The sequence below is a fragment of the Methylobacterium sp. Leaf100 genome, assembly GCF_001422845.1.
Lineage (GTDB): Bacteria > Pseudomonadota > Alphaproteobacteria > Rhizobiales > Beijerinckiaceae > Methylobacterium.
The window spans coordinates 31,159-45,175 of record NZ_LMMW01000005.1; the positions used below are offsets into that span (position 1 = coordinate 31,159).

Here is a 14,017-nt window from a genome sequence, read left to right on the forward strand (position 1 = left end):
ACCTCACCGCTCGGCGCGCGGCGTCGCGTTGAGCTCGGCCCAGTCGAACTCCTCCTCCAGGACGTAATAGGCGTCGTCGCCGATCTCGCCCGAGCGGCGCAGGGCGAGCACCCGGTCGCGGGCGGCCTCGATGGTACTGCGCCGTGCGGCGTCGGCCGGCAGGGTCTCGGAGGCGAACCCGTCCTCTTGCCTGCCGGCCTGGTCGAGGGCCGCGCGGAACTCCTCCCGCAGGGCGTCCACATGGGCGCCGGTCTCGCCCTCGAGGCTGTGGAGCGCCGCGCCGTAGGCCTGGGTGCGGCCGTACCCGATCTCGCGGCCCACCGGATCGTCGTCCTTGAGGCCGAGGCGTCCCAGCAGCGGGCGCAGGGTCAGGCCCTGGACCGTGAGGGTGCCGATGATGACGCAGAAGGCCGTGAGCACGATGAGGTCGCGGTAGGGAAACCCCGGATCACCCTCGGGAAGCGCCAGCGCCGTCGCGATGGTGACGATACCGCGCATGCCGGCCCAGGCCACCGCCGTCGCGGCGCCCGGGCCGCGGTCATCACTGGTTTCGCCCTCGGCCCCCAATCGTGAAAAGTGGTTGGCCGACAGCACCCAGACGATGCGGACCACCACCACGGTGAGGAACACCGCCCCGCCCACGAGCGCGTAGGAGATCTGCTGCTCCCGGGGCAGGCGCTCGAGGATCGGGCCGATCTGCAGGCCGATGAGCACGAAGGCGAGCACGTTGAGGACGAACACCGCCGTGTCCCACACGGCGTAGGAGACGATGCGGGTGCGCGGCGGCGTGCGCCCGGCCGTGAGGCGCGCCGCCGTGATGGCGAAGGTGACTACGGTCAGCACCCCCGACAGGTGGACGTGCTCGGCCCCGATCCAGATGCCGAAGGCGGCGACGAATTGCAGGACGATGACGCTCGGCGCGTCGGTGACCGGCCGCATGGCCCGGGTGTAGGCGTAGGCCAGGATCGGGCCGACGACGACGCTGCCGAGGATGCCGATGAGGAAGGCCGGGCCGATCTCGGCGATGGAGAATGTCCCGGTGACGGCCGCGGTGACGCCGAGGCGGTAGATCAGCAGGGAGCCGGCGTCGTTGAGCAGGCTCTCGCCGCGCAGGATCGTGGTGAGGCGGTGCGGCAGTTCGACGTGGCGCAGCACCGACAGCGCCGCCACGGCATCGGGCGGGGCGACGATGGCGCCGAGCACGATGGCGGCCGCGATGGGCATGTCGGGAAGGAGGAGCTTCGCCACGAACGCCACGGCCAGCGTCGAGGCCACCACGGCGCCGAGCGCCAGGCCGGCGATGGGGCGCCAATGGGTGCGCAGGTCCCGGAGCGAGGTGGCGTAGCCGGCGTCCAGCAGGACGGGGGCGAGGAACAGGGCGAGCGCCAGTTCCGGGTCGAGGACGAGGTTCGGTACCGCCGGGATGAAGGCCAGGGCGATGCCGCCGAGCGCCAGGAACACCGGATACGGCGCGCCCACGCGCCGGGCGAGGGCGGCCAACAGGACGGCGCCGAACAGGACGCCGACGATCCACTCGAAAATCATCATGTGAAGGGGAGATAGGGCCGGCGCGCCCGAAACGCAGATCTCCCCTTCGCAGATCTCCCCTTCGGGACTCAGCCCCGCGTGTTCGAGACGGACAGGTCCGGCTTGTGGTTCAGGGTCTGGAACACGACGCAGTAGCGCTCCGTCAGCTTCAGGAGCTGGTCGAGTTTGTCTTGGGGCGCGTCGGTGTCGAGGGCGAAGCTCAGGCGGATCGCCCGGAAGCCCACGGGGGCTCCCTTGTCGACGCCGAGTGTCCCGCGGAAGTCGAGATCGCCCTCGGCGCTCACGGTGCCGGCGCGCAGCTCGATCTCCAGGGCGGTCGCCACCGCCTTGAGGGTGACGCCCGCGCAGGCGACGAGGGCCTCCAGCAGCATGTCGCCCGAGCAGAGTTCGGCGCCGGACCCCCCCGTGGCCGGGTGCAGGCCGGCCACCGCCAGCGCGCGTCCGGTCTCGACCTTGCAGGCGATGGATGTGTCGTCGAGGCTGCCCCGGGCGCGCAGGGTCACCAAAGCGGAGTCGGCGTCGGTGCGGTACTGATCCTTCAGCGGAGCCTGGAGCGAGCGCAGGGCCGACGAGTCCATGGGCGTTTCCTCGTGTGTTTTATGAGTGTTGGTCCCGAACCTAACGCCTTCGTGCGATGGCGGCCAGATCGAGGGAACGCGCGGCTCCGCACGCGGCGATCGGCGCGGTTTGGCCGCGCATTCGCACGATGGGACCCGGTTTCCGGCTCGGAACAGCCCCGCGCCCGATGCTGGGCGATCCCGCGCCCCACGCCCGGCCTCCGCGAGGCCCCTGGCGCCGATCGGCCAACGTGCTAACGGGATTGACTATGTTCGACGCCGTTGCCGCCCTCGCCGATGTTCTCGAGACGCTCGACCGCGACGCCCGGGAGGCGACGCGGCTGCGGGCCGTCCTCGTGCCCGAATTGCGGCGCGTGATGGACCTCGGGCGCGCCGATGCCGAGGCTCGCCTCATCGAGGAGCGCGACGGCCTCGCCTGTGCCCAGCGCCTGAGCAACCTCACGGACGCGGTGATCCGCGCAATCCACGACGCCGTGGTCTGGCGGCTTTATCCGAACGACAACCCCTCGACGGGCGAGCAGCTCGCGGTGGTGGCCACGGGCGGCTACGGCCGGGGCACCATGGCGCCGGGCTCCGACATCGATCTCCTGTTCCTGCTGCCCTACAAGCAGACGGCCTGGTCCGAGAGCGTCGTCGAGGCGATGCTCTACGTGTTGTGGGACCTCAAATTGAAGGTCGGCCATGCCACGCGCTCGGTGGAGGAGTGCCTGCGCGAGGGCCGCGCCGACATGACCATCCGCACTTCGTTGCTGGAGGCGCGGTTCCTGTTCGGCACCCGGGGGCTCTACGAGGAGCTCGTGACCCGGTTCGATACCGAACTCGTGATGTGGACGGCGCCCGAATTCGTCGAGGCGAAGCTGCGCGAGCGCGACGCGCGGGTCACCAAGGCGGGCGCCTCGCGCTACCTTGTCGAGCCCAACGTCAAGGACGGCAAGGGCGGCCTACGCGACCTCAACACCCTGTTCTGGATCGCAAAATACACCTACCGGGTTCGCGATCAGAGCGAGCTCGTGCCCGCCGGGCTGTTCACCCCGGAGGAGTACCGGGTGTTCGAGCGCTGCGAGGAATTGCTGTGGCGCGTGCGCTGCCACATGCACTTCATCACCGGCCGCTCGGAGGAACGCCTGTCGTTCGGATTGCAGCCGAAGGTCGCCGAGCGCTTCGGCTACGAGCCACGCGGCGGCCTGTCCGGTGTCGAGCGCTTCATGAAGGCCTATTTCCTGATCGCCAAGGATGTGGGCGACCTCACCGCCATCGTGTGCGCCGCTCTCGAGGCGCGCCACGCCAAGCGGACGCCGGTCCTCGACCGCTGGATCGGACGTTTCCGCGACCGCTTCCGTGCCACCGCCATCGAGGCGGAGGATTTCGTGGACGACAACGGCCGCATCAACCTGCGCGACGCCGATGCCTTCGTGAAGGATCCGGTGAACCTGATCCGGCTGTTCTGGCTCGCCGACCGCCACAACCTGCCGATCCACCCGGATGCGACCCGTGCGGCCAACCGGAGCTTGCGCCTCATCGGCCATTCCCTGCGGGCCGACGAGGAGGCCAACCGGCTGTTCCTCGACATCCTGACTTCGAAGAATTCGCCCGAGACCATCCTGCGGTTGATGAACGAGGCCGGCGTGCTCGGCCGCTTCATCCCGGATTTCGGCCGCATCGTCGCGATGATGCAGTTCAACATGTACCACCACTTCACCGTGGACGAGCACCTGCTGCGCGCCCTCGGCGTCCTCACCGCCATCGAATCCGGCCGCACGGAAGAGGACCATCCGCTGGCCTCGCGCCTGATCGACTCGATCTCCAACCGGCGGGCCTTGTTCGTGGCCGTCCTCCTGCACGACATCGCCAAGGGCCGCCCGGAGGACCATTCCATTGCGGGTGCGGCCATCGCCGAGAAGCTCGGGCCGCGCTTCGGGTTGAAGCCCGCCGAGACCGAGACGGTGGCTTGGCTGGTGGAGCATCACCTGCTCATGTCCATGACGGCCCAGAGCCGCGACCTCTCGGACCCGAAGACCATCGAGAAGTTCGCCGGGATCGTGCAGACCCTGGAGCGGCTGAAGCTCCTGATGATCCTGACCGTGGCCGACATCCGTGCCGTGGGGCCGGGCGTGTGGACCGCGTGGAAGGGCACCCTGCTGCGTACCCTCTACGACGAGACCGAGGTGGTGCTTTCCGGCGGCCATTCCGAGATCGCCCGCACGGACCGGGTCCGCATGATCCAGATGGGTCTGCGCGAGCAGCTCGCCGACTGGGGGTCCGAGGCCTTCGATGCCTATGCGGGCCGCCACAACCAGGCCTACTGGCTCAAGGTCGATGCGACGCGCCAGTTCAAGCATGCGGGTTTCCTCGAGACCCTGATGGAAGAAGGCCGAACCGTCGCCACCGCGGACGAGACCGACCCCGTGCGCGGCATCACCGAGCTGACGATCTACTCGCCCGACCATCCGCGGCTGCTGGCCATCGTCACCGGGGCCTGCGCGGCGCTGGGCGGCAACATCGTCGATGCACAGATCTTCACCACCACGGACGGCTTCGCCCTCGATTCGATCCTGCTGTCGCGGGCGTTCGAGCGGGACGAGGACGAGTTGCGCCGGGCCAAGCGCATCACGACGGCCATCGAGCGGGCGCTGCGTGGCGAGATCCGCATCGCCGACCTCGTCGCCGACCGGCATCCCCCGGACAAGCGTACGCCGACGTTCCTGGTGCCACCGGACATGTCCATCGACAATGCCCTGTCGAGCCGCGAGACGGTCATCGAGATCACCGGCCTCGATCGGCCGGGCCTGCTCTACGAACTGACGGCGGCGCTGGGGCGGCTGAGCCTCAACATCACCTCGGCCCATGTGGCGACCTTCGGCGAGCGCGCCGTGGACGTGTTCTACGTCACCGACCTCACCGGCACGCGGGTGACCCAGCCCGATCGGCAGGTGGCGATCCGCTCCGCCGTGATGGAGGTGTTCGCCAGCGACGTCGCCGCCATGCGGGCCGAGGGTCTCGACGCCCTCCTCGAATCCCCGCCGCCGCGCGAAGCGTAAGGCCTGGGCCCGGGAACGGGATCCCCCGCACGCTGCACGGTTGATTTCGTGGCGCGCGCGCCTGATATCAGCGCCAATCCCCGGCAACCCCGATCCGACGAAAAGTGACGATGGCGAACGACATGGAGAACGACCCCACGGTCGAGACCACGCAGACCGAAGCGACGCCGGAGGGCGCCCCTGAGGCTGCGGCGCTGGCCACCCTCGTGGCCGAGCGCGACGAGTTCAAGGACCGCGTCCTTCGGACGCTCGCCGAGATGGAGAATCTGCGCCGGCGGACCGAGCGCGAGGTCGCCGATGCACGGACCTACGCCGTCACCAATTTCGCGCGCGACATGCTCAACGCCGCCGACAACATCCGGCGTGCCCTGGAGAGCGTGCCCGAGGCCGAGCGCACCGGGGCCACCGGTGCGTTCAAGGCGCTCCTCGATGGGATCGAACTGACCGAGCGCGACCTCGGCAAGACCCTGGAGCGTCACGGCGTGAAGAGCATCGATCCGAAGGGACAGCGCTTCGACCCGAACCGCCATCAGGCCATGTTCGAGGTTCCCGACGCCGAGGTGCCGAGCGGCACCGTGGTTCAGGTGATGCAGTCCGGCTACGTGATCGGCGACCGCACCCTGCGCCCGGCCCTGGTCGGCGTCGCCAAGGGAGGTCCGAAGCCCGTCGCCGCCAACCCGGCCGACGCGGCCTGACACGCGCCTCACGACGGGGCTCGACCGACAGGGCGACGGTGCCGAGGGCGCCGTCGCCTTTTTTACGACCCTCGAACGCCTACTTGATCTGCACGCTGTCGACGACTTCGCGGAAGCGGGCGAGGACGCCCTCGCGGTGGTCGGCCCGCACCACGCCGACGGCCCGGAGATACCCGTCCGGGGCGAAGCGGATGGTCTGCGAGACCACCACGGGGATGCCGGACGGCGTATCCGTGGCCCGCGCCACGATCTCGTGCCAATCGACGCCCTTCTGACGGTAGCTCTGCGACCGCTCGACGATGAAGTCCTTCATGGTCTGGTTGGAGGCCAGGGCCGTGCGGGCGAAGGCCTCGCGCTGCTCGGCCTGGGGCGGGGGCTGCACGGCCTGGGCGAGGACCAGGATCGGCTGTTCCAGGGCGGCCATCTGGTCCTTGGGGCCCTGGGTCATCAGCACGGAATTGCCGGCGAGCACCCGCACGGGCCGAAATCCCGCCGGGTCGCCGATCCGGAACGGCAGGGCTGCGACCTGCTGGTCCAGGGTGAGTTCGGGGCGGATTCGGACGCCCGTGAGCATCGACACCATGCTCTCGTCGGTCTCGGCGTCCGGTGTGGTCTGGGCGATGATGATGCCCGTCACCGTGGGATCGCCGACGAGCAGCATCCACTTCTTGATCGCCGGTCCGGCACTGGGATCGGCCGCAGGCTGCTCACCGGTGAACAGCACCGCATCGACGTCGCCCGCGACCTTGATCGCCTGCCGGTTGGACACGATGAAGCCCTGCTGCTTCAGGTTCGCGTCGGTGAAGCTCTGTTCCAGTTCCGCGAACGCGTTGGGCGGCAACTCGACCACCGAAACCGTGGCACCGCCCTCCACCCGCTCGAAGCCGGAGAACCGCTTCGAGGACACCATGTCCGGCGGTGGCTCGAAGCCGAAACGTGAACTCGCGGGGAAGATCGGATCGGCTGCCAGGCCCGCCTGCGTCAGGCCGAGGAGGAGGGCCAGGATCGTGGCCGGACGGGCGAGGCTACGCAGACGCATCGAGCTGTTTCTCCGCGGGGTGCCCGGTCTCGTCGCGCCGGGCATTCTGTCGTCCGTAAACCGGACCGATCAATCCCGATGGGTCGGCCCCAGTCCTGTCCGTGTCAAGCCGTCGGCGCATCTCCGGGCCGCGTCACGCGGCGCAAGGTGAGATTGCATCGCCCGTCCTGAGGGAGGAAGCCCGGGCCGGGTTCGGCGGAGGCCAGGAGATCCGGCGCGGGTGGCAGGATGCGGTCGATGCCGTGGTGGATGAGACGCGCGGCCCCGCCCATGATCAGGGCGTCGCCCGCGTGCAGGCGGACCGAGCGCGTCGGGTCGCTCCGGTTCGGGCCGCCGTAGCGGAACAGGGCGGAGGCACCGAGCGACAGGGACAGGACCGGCGCGTCGAGGGCCGCCTCGTCGCGGTCCTGATGCAGGCCCATGCGCGCGTCGGCGTCGTAGAGGTTGACGAGGCACGCCTCGGGCGGGGCCGGATAACCCGACAGGTCGTCCCAGGCGCGCAAAGCGAGGTCCGGGATCGCCGGCCACGGTTTGCCCGTTTCGGGATGGTGGGCCTGATAGCGGTAGCCGGACCGGTCCGAGACCCAGCCGAGGGCGCCGCAATTGCTCATGGTCACGGAGAAGGGCCGGCCGGTGCGCGGCATCCGGGGCCGGTAGGGGGGAGCGTCCGCGAGGCGGGCGGCGAGGTCAGCCGCCAGCCGGCTCCGCGCCGGTCCGTCGAGGTAGCCGGGGTAGTGGATCAGTCCCGGCAGGAGTTCGACGGGCCGGAGCTCCGCCGGCAGCCCCATCACTCGTCGTGGTCGATGTCGCGTTCCAGCACCGACTTGCTCTCCACCGTGGTGTCGGCCTTGAGCTGGTAGACCAGCGGAATGCCCGTGGCGATCTCGAGGCTGGCGATGGTCTTGGTGGTCAGGCCGTCGAGCACCATCACGAGGGCGCGCAGGGAGTTGCCGTGGGCCGCCACCAGAACGCGTTCACCGGCCATGACGCGGGGAAGGATGGTCTGGATGTAGTAGGGCAGCACGCGGGCTGCGGTGTCCTTCAGGCTCTCGCCGCCGGGCGGCGGGATGTCGTAGGAGCGGCGCCACTGGTGCACCTGGGCGTCGCCCCAGCGCTCGCGGGCGTCGTCCTTGTTCAGGCCCGACAGGTCGCCGTAATCCCGTTCGTTGAGGGCCTCGGCGCGGATCGTCTCCACGTCGGGCTGGCCCATCTCCTCCAGCATCAGTGCGCAGGTGCGCTGGGCGCGGCGCAGGTTGGAGGTGAAGGCGACATCGAACCGGTGGCCCTGCTGCCCGAGCCAGCGCCCGGCCGTGCGCGCTTCGGAGATGCCGAGCTCCGTCAGCTCCGGATCGCGCCAGCCCGTGAACAGCTTCTTGAGGTTCCATTCGCTCTGGCCGTGGCGAGCGAGGACAAGCAGGCGCTCCATCGCGGATCGATCCCCTGAATCTGATTCTCTTGCAGCGCAGCATCGGGCTGGGCCGGGCGGTGTGTGCGCGCCGCAAGCTGAACGCGCAATGACGACGGGGCCTTATCAGAGCCCGAGGACGTCGGCCATGCCATAGAGGCCCGGCGGCCGGTCGAAGGCCCATTGCGCTGCACGCACTGCGCCGCGGGCGAAGATCGCCCGATCCTCGGCGTGGTGGCTCAGGGTCAGGCGCTCGCCCGCGCCAGCGAAGACGACGCTGTGGTCGCCCACGACCGTGCCGCCGCGCAGGGTCGCGAAGCCGATGTCGCCCGGCCGGCGGGCCCCCGTATGCCCGTCCCGGGTCGAGACACGCGCGTCGGCCAGCGCCACCCCGCGTCCCTCCGCCGCCGCCTCGCCCAGCAACAGGGCGGTGCCGGAGGGCGCGTCGACCTTCATGCGATGATGCATCTCGACGATCTCGATGTCGAATTCCTCGCCCAAGGCCGCGGCGACCTTGCGCACGAGGCCGGCGAGGAGGTTGACGCCGAGGGACATGTTGCCCGACCTCACGATGCGGGCATGGTGGGCCGCCGCCGCGAGCTTGGCGAGATCCGCCTCCTCCATGCCGGTGGTGCCGACCACGTGGACGATTCGGGCCTGCGCGGCGAGTTCGGCGAAAAAGGTGGTGGCGGTGGGCGTCGTGAAGTCGAGAACACCCTCGGCGGCGGCGAAGACCGGCAGGGGATCGTCGGTGACGGCGACGCCGAGGGGCGCCAGACCGGCGAGCACCCCGGCATCCTGGCCGAGCACAGGGGCACCCTCGCGTTCGATGGCCCCCGAGAGGGTGCAGTCCTCGGCTTCCGCCACCGCGCGGATCAGCATCCGCCCCATGCGCCCACCGGCGCCGACCACCACGAGCCGCATCCCCGTGTCCTTCCCGAACGATTGGAGCCCTGCGGTACAGCCTCGGGCCAGACCTGCCAAGGCGCCCAGACCTGCCAAGGCGAAGGCCGCCGGGGCGGACCGGCCTCGGCCTCAGCGGGGCGGAAGCAGAGGTCCCAGCACGTCCGTGACGCCGTTCACGGTGATCTGCGTGCCCACGCAGAGAAGAAGAAAGGCGAAGAGCCGCCCGAGTACCCGAGCGCCGACGGGGCCGATCAGCGTCACCACCCGGTCGGCCGAGCCGTAGACGAACCGTACGATCACCGCGATGGCGAGGGCGGCGAGCGACATGCCGAGATAGAAGCCGATGCGGTCCGGCCCCGCCTCCGGACGATTGGAACCCAATGCGATGGCCACCGCGATGGTGCCGGGGCCGGTGGTGAACGGCAGGGTAAGGGGAAAGAACGCGAGTTCGGCGAGGTTGTCGGGCGTGCTGCCCTTCGCCTCGGCGTGCTTGCGGGCTTCGCGCGCCTCCGGAGCCGTCAGCAGGGTCCAGGCCGAGGCCGCCACCACGAGGCCGCCGGCAATGCGGAGTGCTGCCAGGGAGACTCCGAAGAAGTTGAGGATCGGCGCGCCTGCCCAGAGCGCCGAGAGCATGATCAGCGCCGCGTAGAACCCGATGCGCTTCGAGAGTTCCACCCGGTCGGCATGGGAGTTCTGTGCGGTGACCTGGGCGAAGATCAGCGCCGACCCAATGGGGTTCACGATGGAGAACAGGCTCGACAGGGCCAGCACGAAGCTCTGCAGCGTCGCCTCGGGAGCGAAGATGGACAGCATGGATCAACCGGGGGAGGGGGCCGGCACCAGGGCGCGGGCCGGGGCGAGGCGGGTCGCCCGCCGGACCCGCCGGACGGCGACGGGTCGATACAGCTGCTTGGTCGCGTCCACCACGTGCAGGCCGGCAAAGGGCAGCGACAGGCCGGTGCCGAGGCGCTCCCAGGCCCCGGCCGTGCGCAGCCAGACGCGGCTCTGCACCGGCGGCAGGTACAGGGCCTCCGCCCAACCTTCGGGGGAGAACTGCGTCGTTCGCATCAGCCGCGCGAGCTGCGAGCGGCTGTAGGGTTGGCCGTGGCCGAAGGGCGTCGCGTCGCGCCGGGCCCAGACACCGCGGCGGTTGGGGACCACCAGGATCATCCGCCCCCCCGGCGTCAGCACCCGCCAGACGTCCTGGAGCAACTCGGTGGGACTCTCGACGGATTCGAGGGCGTGAACCAGGATCACCCGGTCGACGGCGGCTTCGGGCAGGGGCATCATCGTCGGGTCGGCCAGTGCCGAGCACGAGCGCCCGCTGCCGGGCCAGTTCACCACGCCTTGGGTCGCCGGCATGAAGGCGAGCGTCCGCTCGGCGATGACGTGGACGGGCCCGAGATAGGGCGTGGCGTAGCCGAGCCCGAGCACCCGCAGGCCCGAGACCGAGCCGAGAAAGCCGTGGATCGCGCGGGCGACGATGCGGTGCGTCACCCCGCCCAAGGGGCTGGCGTAGAAGGCGCGCAGGTCGGTGACGTCGAGGCGCATGAGCGAGGGTCCGGCGCGGCCGGTGTGCTTGATTTGAGGGAACGGCAGCGCGCACCCGCATCAATGGGGTCCTGAGGCGACTCCGGCAACCCCGCCAAGCTCAATCCGCCAAGCTGAATGCGCCGGGCCCGATCCGCGAAGGCCGGCCGGGCATTCCGGCCGGAACCGGACCGCACCCGGCCCGGTTCCCCGCCGACATCGGACCCCTAAGCCGAGGACAATGCCATGCCCGCTCCCCGACCGGACATCCGGACCTTTCTGTGCCGCAGCGACAACATCGGCGTGCTCCTGCATGACCCCGAGACGGGCGCCTGTGCAGCCATCGACGTGCCGGAAGCGGGCCCCGTGCTCGCCGCCCTCGATGAGGCGGGCTGGACCCTGACCGACATCCTCGTCACCCACCGGCACGCGGATCACATCGAGGGGATCGCCGAGGTGAAGCGGCGCACGGGCGCTCGGGTGACGGCTCCGGCCAAGGCAGGCGCAGCCGTGCCGGAGGTGGACGTCGCCGTATCCGAGGGCGATGTGGTGCGGGTCGGAGCGCTATCGGCCGAGGTCTGGGAGACGCCCGGGCATTGCGCCGACCACGTCACGTACTGGTTCGAGGCGGCCGGCCTGGTGTTCGCCGGCGATACCCTGTTCACCCTGGGCTGCGGCCGGGTGATGGAGGCGGAACCCAGCGTCCTGTGGCGCTCGCTCGCTCGCTTCGCCCGCCTGCCCGATGACACGCAGGTCTACAGCGGGCACGATTATGTCCTGTCCAACGCCGGATTCGCGCGGGCCGTCGATCCCGACAACGCGAAGTTGACGGCGCGGATGGAGGAGGCCGAACGTGCCAAAGCCGAAGGCCGCTTCCTGATTCCCACAACCCTGGGAGAGGAGCGGGCGACCAACCCGTTCCTGCGGGCAGGAGAGCCCGCCTTGGCCCATGCGGTCGATCTTGCACCCGGAACCGAGCCCGTACACGTCTTTACTGCATTGAGGGCCTGGAAGAATAAGTTCTGACCCGTTAAAGGGCTTGGCCAGTGTCTCGCACCTGCGAGACATCGGGGCTCGCGAATGTGCACGTCGTGGTGAGCGACGCTGGCGATTTGGTGAGGGGCCCCCGCTCCCTCTCGAACCGTGGTCGGTGTTCCCGAACGATGCAGCCTCCCGGCCCGCCCTTCGTGTTTGGGAAAGGTCTTGCCGCAGGCGACGCTCTCGAGGACGGGCTCCTCGACGACGTGCCCCGGAAGCCATCCTCCGATCGCTCCTCGGCCAGCCGAGCCGGTCGCTCCGTGCCGCGTACGGCACCGATCGCCGTCGATGCGCGCCTCCTGGCTGTCGCCACCGAGCACCTGCGCCGCCTCGGTCCGAAGCGGGTGACGGTGGTGGCCGTGGCGGCGGAGGCCGGGATGACCCATGCCAACGTCTACCGCTACTTCCCCTCGAAGGACGCGCTGCTCGACGCCGTCGCGGGCCGCTGGCTGCGCGACGTCGAGGCGGAACTCGCCCGCATCGCCGACGCGCCCGATCCCGCCGACGACAAGATCGAGCGGCTGCTCTCCGCACTGGCCTCGGCCCAGCGCCTGACCCTGGCCAACGAGCCGAACCTGTTCTCCGTCCATCTCGATGCGGCTGTCGGCGCGCGCCCCATCGCCCGGCGCCATCGGGTTCGTCTGCGCGGGCTCGTGGAGCGGGTGGTGGAGGAAGGCATGGCCACGGGTGCCTTCGTGGCACGGGATCGGGAGCGGGCCATCGCCTACATCTTCGACGCGAGCTACCGCTTCACCCATCCCCTGGCGATCCAACACGATGCGGATCTGCCGGCCGACCTGATCGAGGCGCGTCTCGGCGCCGTGATTCTCGCCATTCAGCGGGTCCTTCGAACGGGTGCGCTCTGAGCCTCCGTGACAGAACGTTTTTCCTGTCACCGAAGGAATCTTCCCGCACGGTGCGGGACTTCGAACTCCTAACGCCTTCGAACATCTGTGTTTTCGCCGATGCTCCCGAACTGCATTGTCGGGAACGTGTGGCCCGAACCGTGCAATGCCGATCCAGCATCGGTTGAAGCTCTGGGCCTTTTCCGCCACACACCGCCGCAGCGCACAGAACCCACACGAAGGCTTGGCGGTGCGATCCTGCCGCCGCAGGTCGGACCCCGTCACACAAGCGGAACACCGCCCACTTATCCCGATCACCGGAGGCTCGTTTTACCCATGGCACGCAGCAAGATCGCGCTCATCGGCGCCGGACAGATCGGTGGCACCCTCGCGCATCTGGCCGGGTTGAAGGAACTCGGCGACGTCGTCCTGTTCGACATCGTCGACGGCGTGCCTCAGGGCAAGGCCCTCGACATCGCCGAATCCGCCCCCGTCGACGGCTTCGATGCGGCCTACTCGGGCGCCAGCGATTATGCCGGCATCGCCGGGGCCGACGTGGTGATCGTCACCGCCGGCGTACCGCGTAAGCCCGGCATGAGCCGCGACGACCTCATCGGCATCAATCTCAAGGTGATGGAAGCCGTCGGCAACGGCATCAAGCAGCACGCGCCCGACGCCTTCGTGATCTGCATCACCAATCCCCTGGATGCCATGGTGTGGGCGCTCCAGAAGTTCTCGGGCCTTCCGACCCACAAGGTCGTGGGCATGGCCGGCGTTCTCGACTCCGCCCGCTTCCGCCACTTCCTCGCCGACGAATTCAAGGTCTCCGTCGAAGACGTCACCGCCTTCGTGCTCGGCGGGCATGGCGACGACATGGTGCCGCTGGTGCGCTACTCCACCGTCGCCGGCGTGCCGCTGACCGACCTGGTCAAGCTCGGCTGGACGACCCAGGAGAAGCTCGACGCCATGGTCGAGCGCACCCGCAAGGGCGGCGGCGAGATCGTCAACCTGCTGAAGACCGGCTCGGCTTTCTACGCGCCCGCCGCGTCCGCCATCGCCATGGCCGAGAGCTACCTGCGCGACAAGCGCCGTGTCCTGCCCTGCGCCGCCTATCTCAACGGCGAGTACGGCATCAACGGCATGTATGTCGGCGTCCCCATCGTCATCGGCGCGAACGGCGTCGAGCGCATCCTCGAAGTTACGTTCAACGACGACGAGAAGGCGATGTTCGATAAGTCGGTCGGGGCCGTGAAGGGCCTCATCGAGGCGTGCAAGGGCATCAATCCGGCGCTCGCCTAACAACGCATAAGATTCGGCGGCGGGTCGTGCGAGCGGCCCGCTCAAGCCGAGCTATAAGGAAACCGGGAGGCCCGGTCCGGCCGGGACGAGGGAGGA

13 protein-coding genes are annotated in these 14,017 nt (G+C 69.5%); 5 read left to right on the plus strand and 8 right to left on the minus strand.

The features are described 5' to 3' along the window. Positions 1–3: 3 nt before the first annotated feature. Positions 4–1,548 carry a sodium:proton antiporter gene (locus ASF25_RS05375; protein ID WP_056176311.1) on the minus strand — a complete coding sequence of 515 codons (1,545 nt, stop codon included), beginning with the start codon at positions 1,546–1,548 and terminating at the stop codon, positions 4–6. Positions 1,549–1,616: 68 nt separating this feature from the next. Beyond that, complete coding sequence (locus ASF25_RS05380; protein ID WP_056176314.1) at positions 1,617–2,126, minus strand: OsmC family protein; 510 nt, start codon at positions 2,124–2,126, stop codon at positions 1,617–1,619. A 248-nt stretch (positions 2,127–2,374) separates the two neighbouring features. On the opposite strand from ASF25_RS05380, the gene ASF25_RS05385 reads away from it, so the two are divergent. Together ASF25_RS05385 and grpE are read left to right on the plus strand one after the other, a co-directional pair. Next, positions 2,375–5,164, plus strand: coding sequence for a [protein-PII] uridylyltransferase (locus tag ASF25_RS05385; protein ID WP_056176316.1), 2,790 nt, complete (start codon positions 2,375–2,377; stop codon positions 5,162–5,164). Positions 5,165–5,274: 110 nt separating this feature from the next. After that, complete coding sequence (grpE, locus tag ASF25_RS05390; RefSeq protein ID WP_056176319.1) at positions 5,275–5,859, plus strand: nucleotide exchange factor GrpE; 585 nt, start codon at positions 5,275–5,277, stop codon at positions 5,857–5,859. Between the two features lie 79 nt (positions 5,860–5,938). Here the strand turns inward: grpE and ASF25_RS05395 are convergent, their stop codons facing one another. The 6 genes from ASF25_RS05395 to ASF25_RS05420 form a co-directional block, all read right to left on the minus strand. Next, positions 5,939–6,898: a hypothetical protein gene (locus ASF25_RS05395; RefSeq protein WP_056303746.1), complete on the minus strand. Its 960-nt coding sequence runs from the start codon at positions 6,896–6,898 to the stop codon at positions 5,939–5,941. 104 nt (positions 6,899–7,002) lie between these two features. Continuing rightward, positions 7,003–7,686, minus strand: coding sequence for an alpha-ketoglutarate-dependent dioxygenase AlkB (locus ASF25_RS05400; RefSeq protein ID WP_056303748.1), 684 nt, complete (start codon positions 7,684–7,686; stop codon positions 7,003–7,005). Continuing rightward, positions 7,686–8,324 carry a 2,3-bisphosphoglycerate-dependent phosphoglycerate mutase gene (locus ASF25_RS05405; RefSeq protein WP_056176327.1) on the minus strand — a complete coding sequence of 213 codons (639 nt, stop codon included), beginning with the start codon at positions 8,322–8,324 and terminating at the stop codon, positions 7,686–7,688. Before ASF25_RS05405 ends, ASF25_RS05400 begins: the two co-directional genes overlap by 1 nt. Before the next feature lie 105 nt (positions 8,325–8,429). Then, a complete protein-coding gene (gene dapB, locus ASF25_RS05410) occupies positions 8,430–9,227 on the minus strand; it encodes a 4-hydroxy-tetrahydrodipicolinate reductase (protein ID WP_056303750.1) in 798 nt (265 codons plus the stop codon). Between the two features lie 111 nt (positions 9,228–9,338). Then, entirely contained in the window at positions 9,339–10,022 is a 684-nt protein-coding gene (locus tag ASF25_RS05415; protein ID WP_056176332.1) for a MarC family protein, read from the minus strand. Between the two features lie 3 nt (positions 10,023–10,025). After that, positions 10,026–10,760 (minus strand): methyltransferase domain-containing protein, encoded by a 735-nt coding sequence (locus ASF25_RS05420; protein ID WP_056303751.1) that lies wholly within the window; start codon positions 10,758–10,760, stop codon positions 10,026–10,028. A gap of 225 nt (positions 10,761–10,985) precedes the next feature. On the opposite strand from ASF25_RS05420, the gene gloB reads away from it, so the two are divergent. The 3 genes from gloB to mdh all read left to right on the plus strand — a co-directional run bounded on the left by gloB (position 10,986) and on the right by mdh (position 13,921). Further along, positions 10,986–11,765 (plus strand): hydroxyacylglutathione hydrolase, encoded by a 780-nt coding sequence (gloB, locus tag ASF25_RS05425; protein ID WP_056266536.1) that lies wholly within the window; start codon positions 10,986–10,988, stop codon positions 11,763–11,765. A 272-nt stretch (positions 11,766–12,037) separates the two neighbouring features. Continuing rightward, positions 12,038–12,643 carry a TetR family transcriptional regulator gene (locus ASF25_RS05430; protein WP_244472908.1) on the plus strand — a complete coding sequence of 202 codons (606 nt, stop codon included), beginning with the start codon at positions 12,038–12,040 and terminating at the stop codon, positions 12,641–12,643. A 315-nt stretch (positions 12,644–12,958) separates the two neighbouring features. After that, positions 12,959–13,921 carry a malate dehydrogenase gene (gene mdh / locus ASF25_RS05435; protein ID WP_056176341.1) on the plus strand — a complete coding sequence of 321 codons (963 nt, stop codon included), beginning with the start codon at positions 12,959–12,961 and terminating at the stop codon, positions 13,919–13,921. The last annotated feature ends 96 nt before the right edge of the window (positions 13,922–14,017 follow it).

What these genes read in the sequence shown, in the direction of transcription:
- ASF25_RS05375 (WP_056176311.1), bottom strand. Translation starts at nt 1,548, where the DNA reads ATGATGATTTTCGAGTGGATCGTCGGCGTCCTGTTCGGCGCCGTCCTG.
- ASF25_RS05380 (WP_056176314.1), bottom strand. Translation starts at nt 2,126, where the DNA reads ATGGACTCGTCGGCCCTGCGCTCGCTCCAGGCTCCGCTGAAGGATCAG.
- ASF25_RS05385 (WP_056176316.1), top strand. Translation starts at nt 2,375, where the DNA reads ATGTTCGACGCCGTTGCCGCCCTCGCCGATGTTCTCGAGACGCTCGAC.
- grpE (WP_056176319.1), top strand. Translation starts at nt 5,275, where the DNA reads ATGGCGAACGACATGGAGAACGACCCCACGGTCGAGACCACGCAGACC.
- ASF25_RS05395 (WP_056303746.1), bottom strand. Translation starts at nt 6,898, where the DNA reads ATGCGTCTGCGTAGCCTCGCCCGTCCGGCCACGATCCTGGCCCTCCTC.
- ASF25_RS05400 (WP_056303748.1), bottom strand. Translation starts at nt 7,686, where the DNA reads ATGGGGCTGCCGGCGGAGCTCCGGCCCGTCGAACTCCTGCCGGGACTG.
- ASF25_RS05405 (WP_056176327.1), bottom strand. Translation starts at nt 8,324, where the DNA reads ATGGAGCGCCTGCTTGTCCTCGCTCGCCACGGCCAGAGCGAATGGAAC.
- dapB (WP_056303750.1), bottom strand. Translation starts at nt 9,227, where the DNA reads ATGCGGCTCGTGGTGGTCGGCGCCGGTGGGCGCATGGGGCGGATGCTG.
- ASF25_RS05415 (WP_056176332.1), bottom strand. Translation starts at nt 10,022, where the DNA reads ATGCTGTCCATCTTCGCTCCCGAGGCGACGCTGCAGAGCTTCGTGCTG.
- ASF25_RS05420 (WP_056303751.1), bottom strand. Translation starts at nt 10,760, where the DNA reads ATGCGCCTCGACGTCACCGACCTGCGCGCCTTCTACGCCAGCCCCTTG.
- gloB (WP_056266536.1), top strand. Translation starts at nt 10,986, where the DNA reads ATGCCCGCTCCCCGACCGGACATCCGGACCTTTCTGTGCCGCAGCGAC.
- mdh (WP_056176341.1), top strand. Translation starts at nt 12,959, where the DNA reads ATGGCACGCAGCAAGATCGCGCTCATCGGCGCCGGACAGATCGGTGGC.